The 17,861-nt window shown below is 31.2% G+C and carries 14 protein-coding genes; 10 read left to right on the plus strand and 4 right to left on the minus strand.

Features of this window, described 5'->3' with window-relative positions:
- Window position 1: 1 nt before the first annotated feature.
- From KQ51_RS04980 to KQ51_RS09415, 5 genes are read left to right on the plus strand one after another with little or no spacing between them, the layout of a single operon-like run.
- Window positions 2–877: a carbohydrate ABC transporter permease gene (locus KQ51_RS04980; RefSeq protein WP_038469666.1), complete on the plus strand. Its 876-nt coding sequence runs from the start codon at window positions 2–4 to the stop codon at window positions 875–877.
- Window positions 877–3,285 (plus strand): YIP1 family protein, encoded by a 2,409-nt coding sequence (locus KQ51_RS04985; protein ID WP_038469669.1) that lies wholly within the window; start codon window positions 877–879, stop codon window positions 3,283–3,285. The genes KQ51_RS04980 and KQ51_RS04985 overlap by 1 nt, the downstream gene beginning before the upstream one ends.
- The gene (locus tag KQ51_RS04990) at window positions 3,282–5,600 is read left to right on the plus strand and encodes a DUF5696 domain-containing protein (protein WP_038469670.1); all 2,319 of its coding nucleotides are present in this window, start codon (window positions 3,282–3,284) and stop codon (window positions 5,598–5,600) included. The genes KQ51_RS04985 and KQ51_RS04990 overlap by 4 nt, the downstream gene beginning before the upstream one ends.
- Window positions 5,597–6,925, plus strand: a complete 1,329-nt coding sequence (locus KQ51_RS09600) for a carbohydrate ABC transporter permease (protein WP_071162088.1) — start codon at window positions 5,597–5,599, stop codon at window positions 6,923–6,925. The genes KQ51_RS04990 and KQ51_RS09600 overlap by 4 nt, the downstream gene beginning before the upstream one ends.
- 2 nt (window positions 6,926–6,927) lie before the next feature.
- Window positions 6,928–8,118 (plus strand): carbohydrate ABC transporter permease, encoded by a 1,191-nt coding sequence (locus KQ51_RS09415; protein ID WP_052609214.1) that lies wholly within the window; start codon window positions 6,928–6,930, stop codon window positions 8,116–8,118.
- 42 nt (window positions 8,119–8,160) lie between these two features.
- Here the strand turns inward: KQ51_RS09415 and KQ51_RS05005 are convergent, their stop codons facing one another.
- A complete protein-coding gene (locus KQ51_RS05005; RefSeq protein WP_038469673.1) occupies window positions 8,161–10,380 on the minus strand; it encodes an alpha-amylase family glycosyl hydrolase in 2,220 nt (739 codons plus the stop codon).
- 113 nt (window positions 10,381–10,493) lie between these two features.
- On the opposite strand from KQ51_RS05005, the gene KQ51_RS05010 reads away from it, so the two are divergent.
- On the plus strand, window positions 10,494–10,871 hold the full coding sequence (locus KQ51_RS05010) for a nuclear transport factor 2 family protein (RefSeq protein ID WP_038469675.1): 378 nt from the start codon (window positions 10,494–10,496) through the stop codon (window positions 10,869–10,871).
- Between the two features lie 31 nt (window positions 10,872–10,902).
- Here KQ51_RS05010 and KQ51_RS05015 read toward each other — a convergent pair whose 3' ends face one another.
- Together KQ51_RS05015 and KQ51_RS05020 are read right to left on the minus strand one after the other, a co-directional pair.
- Window positions 10,903–12,348, minus strand: coding sequence for a bifunctional metallophosphatase/5'-nucleotidase (locus KQ51_RS05015; RefSeq protein WP_038469677.1), 1,446 nt, complete (start codon window positions 12,346–12,348; stop codon window positions 10,903–10,905).
- Between the two features lie 37 nt (window positions 12,349–12,385).
- Complete coding sequence (locus KQ51_RS05020) at window positions 12,386–12,928, minus strand: tRNA (mnm(5)s(2)U34)-methyltransferase (protein WP_038469679.1); 543 nt, start codon at window positions 12,926–12,928, stop codon at window positions 12,386–12,388.
- Between the two features lie 112 nt (window positions 12,929–13,040).
- On the opposite strand from KQ51_RS05020, the gene KQ51_RS05025 reads away from it, so the two are divergent.
- From KQ51_RS05025 to KQ51_RS09420, 3 genes are all read left to right on the plus strand, one after another.
- A complete protein-coding gene (locus tag KQ51_RS05025) occupies window positions 13,041–13,376 on the plus strand; it encodes a thioredoxin family protein (RefSeq protein ID WP_038469680.1) in 336 nt (111 codons plus the stop codon).
- 86 nt (window positions 13,377–13,462) lie between these two features.
- Complete coding sequence (locus KQ51_RS05030; protein ID WP_038469683.1) at window positions 13,463–14,641, plus strand: L-serine ammonia-lyase, iron-sulfur-dependent, subunit alpha; 1,179 nt, start codon at window positions 13,463–13,465, stop codon at window positions 14,639–14,641.
- A 69-nt stretch (window positions 14,642–14,710) separates the two neighbouring features.
- Complete coding sequence (locus KQ51_RS09420) at window positions 14,711–15,547, plus strand: NYN domain-containing protein (protein ID WP_052609216.1); 837 nt, start codon at window positions 14,711–14,713, stop codon at window positions 15,545–15,547.
- 26 nt (window positions 15,548–15,573) lie between these two features.
- Here KQ51_RS09420 and glnA read toward each other — a convergent pair whose 3' ends face one another.
- Complete coding sequence (gene glnA / locus KQ51_RS05040; protein ID WP_052609218.1) at window positions 15,574–17,007, minus strand: type I glutamate--ammonia ligase; 1,434 nt, start codon at window positions 17,005–17,007, stop codon at window positions 15,574–15,576.
- Between the two features lie 176 nt (window positions 17,008–17,183).
- Between glnA and KQ51_RS05045 the strand changes: the two genes are divergently transcribed.
- A complete protein-coding gene (locus KQ51_RS05045; RefSeq protein ID WP_038469686.1) occupies window positions 17,184–17,666 on the plus strand; it encodes a GNAT family N-acetyltransferase in 483 nt (160 codons plus the stop codon).
- Window positions 17,667–17,861 lie beyond the last annotated feature (195 nt).

Raw genomic sequence — 17,861 nt, forward strand, 5'->3', positions numbered from 1 at the left:
TATGGCTAAAAGTGGAATTACATTTAACCCAGACCGATATAACAAAAATCAAAATGGTTTTCATATATTCTTAATTACTTTATCTGTATTTATGGGACTACCCATTGTTTTTATAGTTAACCATGCGTTCAAACCTTTCAGTGAATTATTCGCTTACCCTCCAAAGTTTTTTGTTAAGCAACCAACATTTGCTAACTTTGCGAGGTTAGTAGCATTTAGTCAGGAATCAGGGATTCCGATTAGTAGATATATCTTTAACTCAGTTTTTACAACCTTAATTGTTGTAATTTTGAGTATGATTATAAGTAGTTTAGCAGCATTTGCTCTAAGTAAATTAGAGTTTAAAGGAAAACATACTTTAAACAAAATTAATCAATACAGTTTAATGTTTGTGCCTGTGGCAGTAGCTATACCACGTTTCTTAGTATTAATAAACATTGGTATCTACAATACATATTTAGCACATATCGTTCCTTTACTTGCAATGCCGGTTGGATTATTCTTAGTAAAACAGTTTATGGATACAAACGTACCTAAAGAACTATTAGAAGCAGCAAAAATAGATGGAGCGGGGAATTGGCGTATATATTGGAATATAGCACTCCCATTAGTTATGCCTGCTCTTGTAACGGTAGCTATCCTATCTTTCCAAATGTCATGGGGATATACCGAAGGTTCAAATCTATTTGTTGATCAAGAAGCACTAAGGACATTACCATTTTATATGAGTACTGTAGTTAGCCAAGTAGGAAACATCGTCGTTACTGCCGGTGTTGGGGCTGCTGCACAGTTAATTATGTTCTTACCAAACTTATTGATTTTCATCTTTATGCAAAATAAAGTAATGGCTTCAATGGCCACTTCAGGTATCAAATAATGAGAAGGAAATTAGTCCATGCAGTAACATTCGGACTTTTCACATTAATTATATTTGTAATGTTTAGTGTCGCAACTGATAATTTATTTGCTAGTTCAACTCCATACTATACTTATACAACTGATAATGAACAAGGTTGGATAAGAACTAGTGATGCATATACTCCCGCAGGCCAAGTTTTATCGGCCAATGGTGTAGAATTTAAAAACCCTCAGTATGTTTATGTAGATCATGAAGATTATATCTATGTGACGGATTCTGGGTGGTTTAAAGTATTTATTTTTGATAAAGATTTAAACTATGTTGATGAGATTGCATACTCTGATAAGGACGAGTTAAATGTTGAACATGGATTTATCGCTGTAAACAGTATTTTTGTTACAGAAGATAAAGTATATGTTCCTGACAGTTTCCAAAAGAGTATCTTTATCTTTGATCGAGATGAAGTATTGAACAGAGCACCATCGTCTTTTATTTGGTTAGATGATGTGGATGGTTCAGAGACAATGAATACTGGTGATGTATTCTACCTTTCAGATGATGAAAACGATCCAATAGGTACTCCTGTCTATGAAATAGACGTTGTACCAACTGATGGTTCTTTAAATAGTACTGTAATCTTTAAAGATTACGATTCAAAAGAAGAAATATTTAGAAAAATTAATTTTGAAGAAATGTTTGGTAAAGTTGTAAACGGAACGACTGCAGATTTTGCAGGAAAAACATTATTCCGTCACACTTTATTCCAAGAAAAAAATAAACCTATCCAAACAGTAACTACACCTGATCATCCTGTTTTTATTGGTGATCCTGAAGATCCTGTTAGTGGATATAAATTTACACCTAAAAAAGTCGCAGTTGACACAAGAGGTAATATGTACGTTGTTGGTGCTCAAAGTGAAAACGGACTTATCATGCTTGATAGTGATGGTGATTACATTACTTTCTTTGGTGGGAATCCAATTAGGATGCCTTTATTAGATCAAATTAGAGCATTGTTATTATCTGAGGAGCAAAAAGATAAACTTCGTACTGAATCTAATATTTTAGTTGATTATGTTTCAAGTGTAGCTATCGATGAAAAAGGATATGTTTACACAGTAACTTCAACTTTAGAAGATGATGTTATTAAAAAGTTTAATGTTTCTGGAACGAACTTCTTTAGCAATGATGCTCGAGGTTGGGTTGGAGCAGTAGATCTATGGGTTGGTAATTATGGAAATGTTCTTGTAATTGAGGAATATGGTTGGATCAATGAGTATAATGCTGATGGAGAATTAATTTTCAGTTTCAGTGTTACTGATATTGGTGCTAACCGTGATGGATTATTACTTAATCCAACAAGTATAGCAGCTGACTCAAGAGACAGATTGTTTGTTGTCGATAGAGGTAATGGTTTCTTACAAATTTATGACCCTACAGAGTTTACTAACTCTGTTCACAACGCTTTCCAAGCTTATCAAGATGGTGATGAGGAGTTAGCTAAAGAAAACTGGGAGTTCAGTTTAGAGTATGCTACTGTTTTCGATATCGCTCATGAAGGTATTGGTGATGCATTTATAAGACAAGATAATTACGAAGAGGCATTATATCACTTCAAATTAGCTTCTTATAATGATGGTATTAGTGATGCTTATTGGCAAATACGCCAAACTTGGTTAGAACAAAACTTAGAAACGGTAATTTTGATATTCTCTATTCTATTTCTAACAAGATTCATATTTAAGTTTGTAAATAAACGTACCCATTTCACAAAAGGTTTTGAAGAATTATGGGTAAAAATTAAGAAAAAGAATAAAACGATAAGAGAATTAACTTATATAAAACATTTCTTAAAACATCCATTAGATGGTTACTATGAAATAAAGCGCAAAGCAGCGGTTAGTGTTTCTACTGCAGGTATAATATACTTCTTATTAGCATTAGTATATATTATGTACCAAACAGTAACTAACGTTATCTTCTTAGCTGATCCAAATCCAAATATTATGTATGAATTAATCATCTTAATAAGTATTTTGGCACTTTGGGTAGTTGCTAATTATTTCGTTTGTCTAATAAGAGATGGTGAAGGCTCATTCAAAAATGTATTTGTAGCAACTGCTATGAGCTTAACTCCGTTACTAATTGTCTTTCCACTAATAACTATTTTGAGTAATGTATTAACTTATCAAGAAGCTGTATTCTACAATGGTCCATTAACGATTACTTATATCTGGGTAGCTATTTATTTCTTCTTTATGATTAAAGAGATTCATAACTACGAAGTAGGAGAAACGTTTGGAGTTATTGGAATCAGTCTTTTCACAATGTTGATAATGGGTATCTTCCTATTTGTTATCTACTCAATAGATACACAGATATTCACTGTCACCGAGCAAATTGCAAGGGAGTTGATTGAGCGATGAAAAAACTACTAATTATACTATTAATTCCTACCTTTATATTTGGGGCATTTGTTATTTCAAAAGTAAACGCAAGAAATGAAATTGATTATGATATCAATTTAGGTAACGGATTATCAAATGGTTCAATTGATATGAATAGTTACATTGAAGTACCAGAAAAAGAGTTAGAAACATATGATATTACTATCCCTGACACATTTGAACTTATGGCAGATGATGGTGATTTAGAATTATACTTAGAAAGAGACACTTTAGCTGTTGCTGTTCGAGTTAAAGCTAATGGCTATGTTTATAGCTCATATAGTATTACACCCGAAGCTTTAGCTAGATATAATGGTTTTACTGATGAAGCGTTAGCTCCAGTAAAATCAGGAGTATCATTAGATTTATTTATCTTAGATTCTCCTGTAACTGTAAGTTATCTAAGTAACGTTAACGTTGTAAACGACTCACAACCAGCAGCCTCTTCAACAATAGAAACGTTGAGTAATGGTTATGTTGCTAAGGTTGATTTTGATCATCCTTACATTCAAATCAGTTTTGATTTAGAAGTTACAATAGATGATGGAAGTTTAAATGTAAATATTCCTTATGAATCTATTAAAGAATACAATCCAGATTTATGGGATAATAGTCAATACTCTACTTATTACTTATTAAGAAACATCACTGTCTTCCAATACTTTGGTTCAACATTAAGTGAAGATGATGGATATGTAATTATTCCTGATGGAAGTGGAGCATTAATCTCATTAGAAGAAAATCCAGAAAATAAAACAACATTAATTCTTGATGTTTATGGAGAAGATTTGGGTTATTCATCACTATCTCCTAGAGCACGTGCTTTTACTTTAAAAGATACTAAAAGACTTACATTACCAATATACGGAGTAGTTCATGATACAGGTAATACTGGATTCTATACAATTATTGAATCAGGTGCACCTTATGCTCAGTACAACTTCCGTACAGCAGGACATGTAAATGCATTTTACTCTTCATTCTTTAACTTTAGATATCGTCAAAGTTATGAGCAATATCAATCGCGTTCAAATGAAGATCAATATCGTATTTCATATCAAGATGACCCTAATGTATATGATGCTACTTTAAAATTTGTCTTTATGACAGGTGAAGAAGCTGATTACGTTGGTGTAGCAAAATCTTATAAAGACTATCTAATTGAAAACGATACATTCCCTGATCAAAATAGACAAAACTACGCAGAAGTACCAACAAAAGTAGATTTCATTGGTGCTGAGATTACTCAAGGGATCTTATCAAATACAATTACTGAGATAACTTCATATAAAGAAGTAGTAGATACAGTAAAACTACTTCAAGATGAAGGTTACAATGAACTAATCACTTCACTAAAAACATTTAATATGTCTGATATGGGTTATAGTTTTGATGTTTACCGTCAACTTGGTGGTAAAGGTGACTTTAAAGATATGTTAGAGTTCTTTGAAAATGAAGGAATCGAGTTTAATTATTATTTAGATTATGTTAGAAGCTACAAAGATTATTCAAGAAACCACGCTCAAACATTAAGTAAACGTGAGATATATTATATAGAACTTTCTTCAATGTATTTTGCACATCTAGTAAATGATACTGGTACTTTCTTTGGTCGAGCAGAAGATGATCTTGAAAGTCTAAGTAAATATGGTATCGAAAACATTGCCTTAGCAGGGTTTGACCGTACAGTATATACGAGTTGGGATGACGGTGTTAAATACGCCAATGAAAATCAAGCAGAAATGCTTGAAATGTTAGATTACTATTACACTAACAATATTAATACGGGTATCTATACACCAGATGCATACTTATTTAGATATGTTAGCACATACTATGATGCACCTATTAGTAGTAGTGATTATTCATTCATTAGTGCTTCAATTCCATTTGTACAATTAGTACTTGGTGGAACTGTAGATATGTACTCAGAGCACCTTAACTTTGCATCAGATGAGCAATTTACCTTACTGAGATTAGTTGAATTTGGAGTGTTCCCTAGTTATGTTTTAACTGGTGGGTCTACTTATGATTTAAAACTTACTAATTCAAGTAATGTATATATTAGTGAATATCAAATTCTTCAAAATAGAATGGAAATTTATAAAGACTTCTATTCCGAAGGATTAAATAGTACAATCCAAAAAGAAATGGTTGACCACACCTTTATTTCTTCAGGAGTTGTTCTTGTTGAATACGATGATGGAACGCAAATACTCCTTAACTACAATACAAGTGAAATTACAGTGGACACTTACACTGTAGATCCACAAAGTTATGTGGTGATATCATGACTAGAATAGTAGATTTCTTTAAAGGTATCATTAATGGATACTTTAAAATATGTGGTTTTGCTATCAATGGAATCGAATGGTTTTTTATTACTATTGCAAAAGGTATTTGGTATGGTATTAGATTTGCATCTGTTTTATTAAACAGATATGTATTAATTCATATTTATACTTTTGTTATTAGTCCAATCTACAGATTTATCATCTATAATATTTATAAGTATTTCATAAGATTTATTATTATGGGTATTGTTTGGATTTACCGCACAGTTATTGTTAATATTGGTAGATTTATTCTATTCCTATTCAAATATCCACCACTTAGTTGGATAAAACGATTTATCTTATACCCGCTTTATAAAGTGACTTTAAAACCTTTATTTACAAGACATCAAAATGGTAGAAGAGGGTTAACAATGGAACAGAAAAAAGCGGCAACAGGTTACGCATTTACATCACCGTTTATAGTTGGTTTATTAGGTTTAGTTTTATACCCACTAGGACGAATCATTTATATGAGTTTTAACAATGTTATCCAATACCAAACAGAATTTACTTACCAATGGGTAGGAATTGAAAACTTTAGAAGAATATTACAAGTAGATATTGATTTTGTATTAGAAGTGCAAAACTTTATCGTAAGGGTATTATTATTTACACCAGTTATTATTACATTAGCAATAATCATTGCGATGTTGTTAAATCAGAGTATTAAAGGTAAAGGATTCTTTAGAATGATATTCTTCTTACCAATTATCATCTTAAATGGTGAACTACTTGCTAATATGAGCGAGTACGGTGGTATGGATATTAACTTAAGTTTCTTTGTAATCGATGTTATTACAACAATTGTACCCGAATTTGCTCTTGATCTCTTTATGGAATTATTCGGTATTATCATAGAAATTCTCTGGTATACCGGAGTGCCAATCTTAATCTTCTTAGCAATGCTTCAAAAAGTAGACAAAAGTTTATATGAAGCAGCTAGTATTGATGGAGCTAACTCTTGGAGTATGTTTTGGAAGATAACTCTTCCAATCATAAGTCCTGCGATTACAGTAAGTATTATCTTTATCGTTGTATTCTTAGGAAACTTTGATGGTAACCCAATCAATGGAATCATTAATGATTCACGTACCGCCTTCGATCGAAGGGAAGGATACGCTAGTGCAATGGCATTAATTTATACATTCGTGCAAATCCTCGTTATTACCATTCTATTGTTCATTTCTAATGGACAGTTAAGAAGAACCCTTCTTGGTAAAAATCGTAAGAAAAAACTCTTAAGCAAGTCACAAAAACTAGCTTTAGAGAGTAAGGGGGCGTAATTATGGAAAAAACAGGAAAATTCTTTAAAGACTTCAAACTTAATTGGCCTCATTATCGAGCACGAATTTTAGGTAGTGGAAACCGTAAAGGGATCCTATATTATTTCTTAGTATATTTCTTAAGTATTACATTTGCATTTGTATTCTTATATCCAATCTTCTACATGTTTATGATCAGTTTGATGTCAAACACAGACTTAGTAGATAGTACTATTATGTGGATCCCTTCAAGGGTATTCTTTGATAATTACTTATATGCATGGCGTGGATTAGGTTTAGATATAACATTTGTTAAAGGAACATTTGGGGTATTAAATGCTGTTGATGAGTCAACAGGATTAGCTGTTTATACTTTAACTGAAAAACTACAACATATTGAAACATTCAAATTTGTTTTAGTGTGCTTATTACCAGTTTTTGCTACATATCTAGGTAGATTATATACCGAAGATAAAGGTAAATTATTTGGTACAAGTATATTCTTAACAGTTATCTTATTGTTCTTACCAAAAAGTTTAACTGATACACTATTTGTTAGTGGTACAACAACATTTGTTACTGTTATAAGTAGTGCTCTAATTGGTTATGGACTCGCAAGATTTAAGTTTAAATTAAAAGGATTCTTGTTCGTAATGTTATTACTAATCTATATTTTACCTAAAACATTACTATTTATCCCTCGTGCATTAATGTATAACGAAATTGGTATAAAGGGAACAATGTTTGCATTATGGGTACCAGCATTCTTTGGCTCAGGTATTCAAGCTACATTCTTTATTCTTATCTTCTACCAATTCTTCTCAATGATGCCTGGACAAATTGAAGAATCAGCTTACTTAGATGGTGCGAATAGTTTCAAAATATTTGTTAGAATAGCGATTCCAATGGCAACGCCTGCCTTTGTAATTGCCTTCGTATATGGGTTTGCAGTAAACTGGAATGAAACATTCCTCACCAGTGCATATTTAAATGCCCAGATTGATACAATCCCGATGTTCTTACGACAACTTCAATCAACATGGAACAGTGTTGCTGACTTTAATACTTCAGGAAGCAATGTGAATGTTGATTATACAGAAGCAAAATCGTTTGCTGGGACAATCCTTAGTATTTTACCACTTGCAATTATGTACGGATTTATCCAAAGATACTTTATTGAAAGTATTGATAAATCTGGAATCGCCGGTGAATAACAATCAAAAAAAAGGTCTGAATTAAATTCAGACCTTTTTATTTTAGTTTAGACTTTCATATAAATCCCAAGGGATTTTAATAATCATTGTACTGTTTGGACTAATTCCTCCAAAGTTTGAATCATTGGTACGGTACATGATTTCATATGATGTAAATTCATCAGGTATTGGAATAAAGAATGTATTTGTGAAATTGAATAAAACAACAACAACCTCTTTATCTTCACCATTTTCAAATGCACGGTAGTAACCTTCTAGATAACCATCTTGGTATGGTGTGAAATCACCATAGCTTAAAGCTAGAGAATCATTTCTAACATTAGCTATATTAGTATAAACACTTAGTAATGAATCGGGATCCAATAATTGCTCATCAACTGTATCAGTATTGATATCAATACTTGCTGCAAATAAACCACTATAGTAACTCCCCCAGATCATATTGTTTCTCGTATTAGAAACACCTTTCATTCCAACTTCATCACCATAGTAAATAATCGGATTACCTGTTAAAGTCAGTAGAACCTCCGCAGCTAGTCTTGTTTCTTCAAAACCACCAGTATGAGAAGCGATACGTCCTAAGCCGTCATGATGCGATATAAACGGTGCATCGATGAAATCAGGGTTATACTTACTGTATTCATTGTATACAGCATTAATGCTTTCTGCGAAATTGATATAATTTCCGTTAACAGCATCTTTAATTTTATAATTTGACTCAAAGTTTATCGTACTAACACCAGATGCATTGTAACTAGCATAAGTTCCATAACCTTCCCAAGCTTCCGCAACAACAAACACTTCAGGGTTAACAGTTTCTAAGAAACTAAAATACTCTGTTAAGTAAGCAACGTTCTCTTCATGATTATTTAATCCAAAGTGTTCGTTATTAGCATAGAAATGACTAGTCGCATCCATTCTAAAACCAGCAACACCTTTATTTAACCAAAACTCTCCTACATCTTCGAGATATTGTCTAACTTCAGGATTTTCTAAATTTAGATCAGGCATCCAATCACTAAAGTAACCACAATAAACCTTATCATATAAACTAGGATGGATATCAAAGAATCCGTCCTTTAACCATTCTCTACCTTCAGGAGCATACCAAATTGTTTGTCCCCAAGAACCTTTATAACTTGCTTTAGGATCATCACTATCTAACCAGCTAAACCAATTGTAATAATCACTATTAGTCCCATTTCTTAAAACGTCTTGGAAAATTTCATTATAAGCTCCCATATGGTTTATAACTAAATCTATTATAATATCAATGTCTAGTAAATCAGCAGCAACAAGTAAGTCTTCAAAATCACTCATTGTACCGTATTCACTATCAATATCAAAATAGTCATCAACTTCATAACCATGATCACTTCTAGATTCAGTAACAGGCATTAACCATATTCCCCCAACACCTAGATCTTTTAAATATTGTAAGTTATCAATGATACCATTAATATCACCTTTATAGTTACCATCAGAATCAGCAAATGTTCTAACATATATTTGATAATAAACTCGATTATTAACATACACTTCATTATAATTAGTACCACTAACATTACTAGAACCAAGTGTTACAATTCTTGATTGATCATCTAGAATATCAGCTGCACATTTGTCTTGCAAAGGATCGACATCACATGTTTTCTCCCAAACTGAGATTTCTTTTGTAATTTCAAAACTTCCATCTTCGCTTTTTGCAGTAATTGTTACTGTACCTACTTTATGAGCAAAGACAAAACCATATTCAGAAACAGTAGCAACTGTCTCATCACTTGAACTAAAAATAATTGTTCTGTTATCAGCATTTTGCGGAGTAACTTCAACAGTTATTTTCACAAAATCATCTAAATATAATCCTGTTATATTATTAGTAACTTCACTAAAATTAATACTCTCAATATGGATTATACATTTTTCTTGAGTGTCATCTATTTCACATGTGATTTCTTTAACTTCTAAAACAATATTAATTTCACCGTTATTCCCGTAATCATCAGCTACATATAATGATATATTGTAGTTACCGGGTACATCTAAATCATAAGTACCTCTAACTTCAATAAAAGCACTAATATCTTTTCCAAGATAATCACTAGCACTAACATCATAAAGTTTAACAAAATTTTCTCCCTCGAATTGTGAAACCACAGTATCACTATCGATACTAAATGTTACATCGGTATTAACACCAGATCTACAACCACTTAAAGCAACAACTAATATTAGTATAATACCTAAAATATATTTCTTCATAATATAACCTCCTACGGCGCTTCTATTATATCATATATGAAAGCACTTGTAATTCAATAAGAAACCACTTACATACTTCAAAAATATAAGATATAATTTAAATAGGTGATAATATGAAAAAGGAAATTAAAGAACTAATGGAGTTAGATAAACTGTTTTGTCTGGAGTCACAAAAAACAGGTGTAGAAAGCTGGGCTAAATACTTATCTAAAAAAGCAATAATGGGTACTCCTAAACATGAAGCATACATCAAAGATAGAAGTAAAATGGTGAGTTTAGTAGGAATGATTTATCGCTTAGATAATATTGATTTTACCTGGGAACCACTTCATGCTTTTATAAGTAAAGATAGCACTTTGGGAGTTACTACAGGTACATATATAAGAACTTATAAGATTGAAGATAAAGAATTTAAAGAGATTGGGAAATACGTAACAACATGGCAAAAAGAAGAAGGTAAGTGGAAAATAGTATTTGATATGGGTAATTAAAAAAGACGATTAAAAATCGTCTTTTGTTTTTTTATTCTTCGATTACGTAATCATTGTGATCTATCATAAAACTATTTCTAGTAGAAAAATCTGAATACTCTTCACTTTGTAATAATAACTCATCATTAACTAAATTTCTAATGACAATACCAGTATTAACGATATCTTCACCATTAATAAATGGGTTAGTTGTTTTATCAAAAACATAATCATTTGTAGCTACTCGGTAAAGTACATCATCTTCAAATAATGATATATCACTACTATAAGCTAAATCACCACTGTTAATTAAGACTTTTATTGTATCTCCTCTTAGCAAAACAGTTTTAATAATGTTATCAAATGGCCAAATATCATATAACGTACTTAATGATATCTCTTCACCTAAACTAATATCTGATCTAGTTCCACCATAGTTGTGGAAAGCTATATCACTTTGTGTAACTTCTCTCATTAAATCTGTTAACCACCAACTAAGTTCACCTTTAGAATAGTTATCATTACTTGTAATAATAACGTCTCCTAAGAATTCATCAGTCTCAGCAATATATTGATTTAATAATGCTTCAACATCTGGGTCTGCTACATCTAATAGTGCTGATCCATATGCATCGATATTATCAACCTCGATATCTACAGGATCAAATCTGAAATCCCATTTAACATAACCAACAAATTCACCATTACTTCCTGATTGAACAATAGCTACATCATTATCAATTCTTTGATAAGATGAATGAGAATGTCCATTAAAAATGGCATCAACTCTTGCTGCATCAGGTAAACGTAGTAATTCATTATTCAAATAGCTACCAGAGTCATGTGAGGAAACAATTATAATGTCGCATCCCTCAGTAGTTCTTAAATATTCACTATAATGTTCAATAGCTTCAACAGGGTCACCAAATTCATAACCATCAATTTTGCTTTGAGCTATTGCATATTCTAAACCATACCCCATTGTTCCAATAACACCAATCTTATGTTCTCCTCTTTCAAGAATTACATATGGATCAATCCAATCAGGACTGGTTGTTGTACCTTCATAATAAATATTAGCACCTAAAAACGGAAAGTCTGCTTCACCATTTTCTAAATTACCATCTTTATAAGTAGCAATAACATCTAGACCCCAATCAAATTCATGGTTTCCAAGTGTAAAAGCATCTAATCCCATTAAATTAAGTAAATTAATTGTACTTAAACCATCATAGTAATTACTTAATGCACTACCTTGTAACATATCTCCACCAACAATGAATATAGAGTTTTCTGGAGTTTCTGTTTGTGCTGTATTAACTAAATTAGCAATATAAGATATTCCTAATTGATCACTACTTGGAGTAAGCGCTCCATGAAAATCATTTAAGTAATAGACTTCTAAATAATCTTCAACAGTAATTTCTGGTTCTTTATCACAAGAACTCAGAGTAAAACTAATCAATAATAACAATAATATTGTAAATAATTTTTTCATCTTTCTCACCTCAGTAACATTACATTATATCACTAATCTAATGTTTTTCAATAACTATTACATAAGGAGAAGTATCCCTATTTATAAAACTATATTGAAGAACTTTATATGCTTTTCTATTTAGTTGTTTTGAAAAGCTATTTACCTCGTTTGCCTCATCTAATCCACCATTATGTCCGACATAAAGAATTATCGTAATTATACCACCACTTACAAGTAAACTAAGTGAATCCTCAATAGCCTTTATTGTACTTTTGAATGAAGTTTGGATACTTTTATCACTACCCGGTAGATAACCTAAATTAAAAGTAACCGCCTTTAACTCACTATCAATATAGTTACCAAGATTCTCATGAGAATCTTGGATGATTTTATAATTACTCACATTACTTTCATTAAGTAACATTTCAGTATTACTAATTGCTACATCTTGAACGTCAAATGCATATACAAATTTACTTAATTCCGCTAGTAACAAAGTGTCATTACCGTTCCCACAAGTAGCATCAACTACAACATCGGTTTTAGTTACATTATCACGTAATAAACTATGAACAAATGGTATAACATTGTTTACCATAAAATCACCTCAGTTCATTATAGCATATCAGACTAAAGTTCGTGAGCAAACTATTTGAAAAAAATTACACTTAGGAGTAGAATACAAATGTATTTAAAAAAGGAGTGATATTATGTTAGTAGAATTAAAAAGTAATGAATCAATTCAAGATCATTTAGAAGAAGGAAAAATCGCCATAGTAAAATTTGCCACAACAACTTGTCCACCATGTAAAATGTTAAAACCAGTCTTTGAAAAACTTAGTGGTGTAGAAGATTTAGAAAATGTAGTATTCATAGCAGCAGATGCAAATAGTCATCCTCAAGCAGGTGAATATGGAGTAAGTAGTGTTCCTACATTATTATTCTTTAAAGGTAGCGATGTACTTGGACAAAACGTTGGTTTTGTACCTGAACAACCACTACATGATTTTCTTAAAAAATTAGAAACTGAAGAACTAGCAAACTAAACTCAGAAATCTGAGTTTTTTTTGTACTTGTATTTATTATTTTTAGTGTTATTATAAAAATGAATAAACCCAAGTGAGGTGTTCATATGGAATCAATAAGAGAGTTATACAAAATTGGTAGAGGCCCTTCAAGTTCGCACACAATTGGACCTGAAAGAATTTGTAATCGTGTTAAAAGTGAGTATGATGCTGACAGATATAAAGTAGTATTGTATGGTTCTTTAAGTTTAACTGGAAAAGGGCATTTAACTGATAAAGTTATTGAAGATATCTTAGAAAACGTTGAAGTAGTTTTTAGTTCGAATTGTGATATTGAACATCCTAATACTATGGATGTATTAGTCTATAAAGGTGATGAATTAATAGCTAATGATCGTTACTATTCAATCGGTGGAGGAAGTATCCTAAAACAAGGAGATAAATATGAAGAATCTAAACATATTTATCCTCATAAAAACTTTGATGAAATTCAAAAATATTGTAAAGAGAATAATCTTAGACTTTATGAATATGTATATAAGTATGAAGACAAAGACTTCAAAGAATTTTTAGAAACTATTTGGTTTCAAATGAAAGATTCAATTAATCTTGGACTTCACACTGAAGGAGTATTACCAGGAGAATTAGAAGTCGTAAGAAAAGCGCGAAGCTTACTATATAATCAAAACTTAACTACAAGTAATCAATTAAGACTAGTTAGTGCATACGCTTATGCAGTTAGTGAAGTTAATGCAAACAGTGGAACAGTAGTTACAGCACCGACATGCGGTGCTAGTGGTGTTTTACCAAGTGTACTATATTATTTAAGAGATATTCATAAGTTCAGTGACATCCGTATTTTAGACGCTTTAGCAACAGCAGGGTTAATAGGTAATATTATAAAACACAATGCTTCTATCAGTGGAGCAGAAGCAGGATGCCAAGCAGAAGTAGGAACAGCATGCAGTATGGCTGCAGCTGCTCATAGTGAATTATTTAATAACAATATTGATACAATTGAATACGCAGCAGAGATTGCCTTAGAACATCACTTAGGTCTAACTTGTGATCCAGTAAAAGGACATGTTCAAATACCTTGTATTGAAAGAAATGCCGTTGCTGCTCATAGAGCAATCAACGCAAGTGAATTATCTTTCCTATTAATGGGTAGTAGAAAAATATCATTTGATACAGTTGTTCATACAATGATGGAAACAGGAAAAGACTTAAATGAAAATTACCGTGAAACAAGTATAGGTGGATTAGCAAAATACTATAAAAAATAGAACTATTCTAAATAGTTCTTTCTTTTTAATAGTGTGTTATAATAAAAAAGAAGTAAAAAGGAGGAAATTATGAAGACAGTAAACGTAGCTATATACTTAGATGTAGAAAACATTAAAGGGTTAATAAGTCTTGAAGACTTACTAGATGATATTAGATTACAAGTAACAAATGAATTTGAAGGCGCAGAAAAAGCCGTCTTTGGATTAAAGAAAGCCATTGGAGAATCATCAACTCTAAAACGATATAGAAATCAACTAAGTGAATTAAACTTCACAATCGAAGATGCACCACATATAACAGGTAAAAAAAATCGTGCTGATTTAATGATCAGTGTTGATGCATTAGAGAAATTACATGTTGGAAACCCAGCATTTGATTTATTTGTATTTTTAACAAGTGATAGTGATTATTCTATCGTAATGAATACATTACGTAAATTCAATAAACAAGTATGGTTAGTAGCAACACCAGATGATTCACAAAGAATCGTCTTTAAATCATCAACTGATAAAATCTTAATCATTAATGATTATCGCGTTATAGTAGAATCAAAAGCACCAGTAACAACAAAAGCAAAAACAACTAAAGCGAAAACAACTGATTATGAGAAAATCAAACCATATCTTACTAATAAACAAAATAAACGTGCTTTAATGAACATGTTAAAAGTAATGCGTTCTTATCAAGAAGAAAAAATCTATACAACATTAGATACAAACAATAGATTCAGACAAATTGATGAAAACTTAAATTTATCGCAAACTAAATTCAAGAAATTTAAAGCAGTATATAAAGTTTTAGTAGATGCACATTTAATTGAGTTTCTAAAAGATTCAAGTCATCAATTTACACTTAACGATAAGCAAAAAATCATTTTATATTTAAGTAGCATACAAAAAGATTAAAGGAGCTAAAATTTAGCTCCTTTTTTTTACAAACTATAATACATCTCAAATTCAATTGGATGAGGCATTTTATTAACGAGTAAATATTCTTCTTTAATTCTTTTTAGATGATTATTGATAATATTTTTACTAAAGACATTACCTTGTAGTAAAAACTCATAATCTTTTTCTAACTCCTTAGCGGCTTCCATCAAAGTAGTTGGTAAGGTTTTAACTTTCTTTTGCTCTTCAGGACTTAAAGTGTATAAGTTGAAGTCATAAGGTTTAAAACCAATATCATTCGGATGGATCTTGTTTTTAATTCCATCAAATGCTGCCATCATAATTGCACTATATGCTAAATAAGGATTAGCAGTAGCATCTGGGCTACGTAGTTCAAAACGCTTTTCATCTTCTTGGATTGTGTATCCGGGAATACGGATAACTGCACTTCTATTAGCAGTAGCATAACCAATAGTTACTGGTGCTTCATAACCAGGTACTAAACGTTTATATGAGTTAGTAGAAGGATTAGTAATTGCCGTAATTGCTTTTGCATGTTTTAAAATTCCACCAATAGCATAATGGGCTATATCACTTAATTCAGCATATCCTTTTTTATCATACATAATCCATTCATTTTTATTTTTAAGTTGAATATGAACATGCATTCCATTCCCACATTCATCTACAAAAGGTTTTGGCATAAATGTTACACTTTTACGCATTTTAAATGCAGTAAGATTCAAAATGTTTTTGATCTTCATTGTTCTATCTGCCATTTCTTTGATTCCAGCAAAATTTACTTCAATTTCAACTTGTCCAGGTCCACCATTTTCACTATGATGATATTTAATTGGAATATTAGCTCGTTCACTAGCTAAACTAACAGCAGTTCTAAATTCATAACTAGCATCCCAAGGACTATCAACATGGTATCCACCATGATGAGGAACAGTATAACCGATATTTTTATAACTATCATCACTGCTATTCCAGTTTGCCTGTGCACTATCAAGTTTTACTTCCATATGTTGGTTTGTGTTTTTATATGATACATGATCTAAAACGAAAAACTCAAATTCAGGACCAAGTAAGCATTCATCTGCTAAGTTATTATCACGCATAAAACTTTCAGTTTTTTCAGCGATATATCTTGGATCATCTTCAAATCTAATTAAATTATTTCCATCAATTTGGTAAATGTCGGCTATACAAACAATTGTCTTGTGTTCTTTATATTCATCTAAGAAACAACTAGCAGGATCTGGAATCATCACCATATCAGATTTCTCAACTGTTAAGAATCCATAACTACTACCATCAAAACCAATTCCTTTTTCCATTACAGATTTATCTAGTTTTTGAGAAGTGATAGTTAGACGATGCCATCTACCTTTCATATCAACAACTTTAAAATCAATTACTTCAACTTTTTCTTCTTGTACAAATTTAATCATTTCTTCAATATTTTTAAACATAATTCTACTCCTTTTCAAAGATACTAAAAACGCTTTCACACGCACATTATAACACATTAACTGATTTTGAAAACACTTTTTTAATTTTTTTTATATCGCATAAAAACTATAAAAAAAACTAAAAATATGATAAAATATAAATAAGAAAAATTAAATGAAAAGGAAGTGATGAATAAATGAGCGAAATTACTATTACGAGAGCTAAAAGAGAAGAAGCAGACAAAATCTTATACTTCGTCAAAGAATTAGCTAGATACGAAAGAATGAGGAAATACGTGAAAGCTTCAGTTGAAGATATTGTGAAGAATATTTTTGATGATGAACGTGCTGAAGTTATCTTTGTTAGAAGAGACGGTGAACCTATTGGATTCGCAATTTATTATTACTCTTTCTCTACATTCTTAGCAAGACCAACATTACACTTAGAGGATTTCTTTGTTGAAGACAAGGAAAGAGGTAAAGGAATTGGTAAAAAAGTGCTTAAATATTTAGCACGTATTGCATTAGAAAATGATTGCTTACGTTTTGAATGGAATTGTCTAGAGTGGAACAAACCTTCAATTCGATTCTATGAAAATTTGGGAGCTAAACCATTACGTGGTTGGATTCCATTTAGAATGGATGGAAAAGACTTAGAAAAATTTTCAAAAGAGGAGTAATCCTCTTTTTTTTGAACTTTTTAATCAAATAAGTACTGAAGTGGTTGACTGTGAAGAGTGTCTAAAACCTTCTATATAATGGACGAAAACTACCGAAAAGAAGCAAATTTAGAAATAGTAGTTAGTAAGGTTGTTATATTAAAAAAACACTGTATTAAGTTATTTTATAACTTTTACAGTGTTTAATTTATTTAA

This window comes from Candidatus Izimaplasma bacterium HR1 (assembly GCA_000755705.1).
In the GTDB taxonomy this organism is placed as follows: domain Bacteria; phylum Bacillota_I; class Bacilli_A; order Izemoplasmatales; family Izemoplasmataceae; genus Xianfuyuplasma.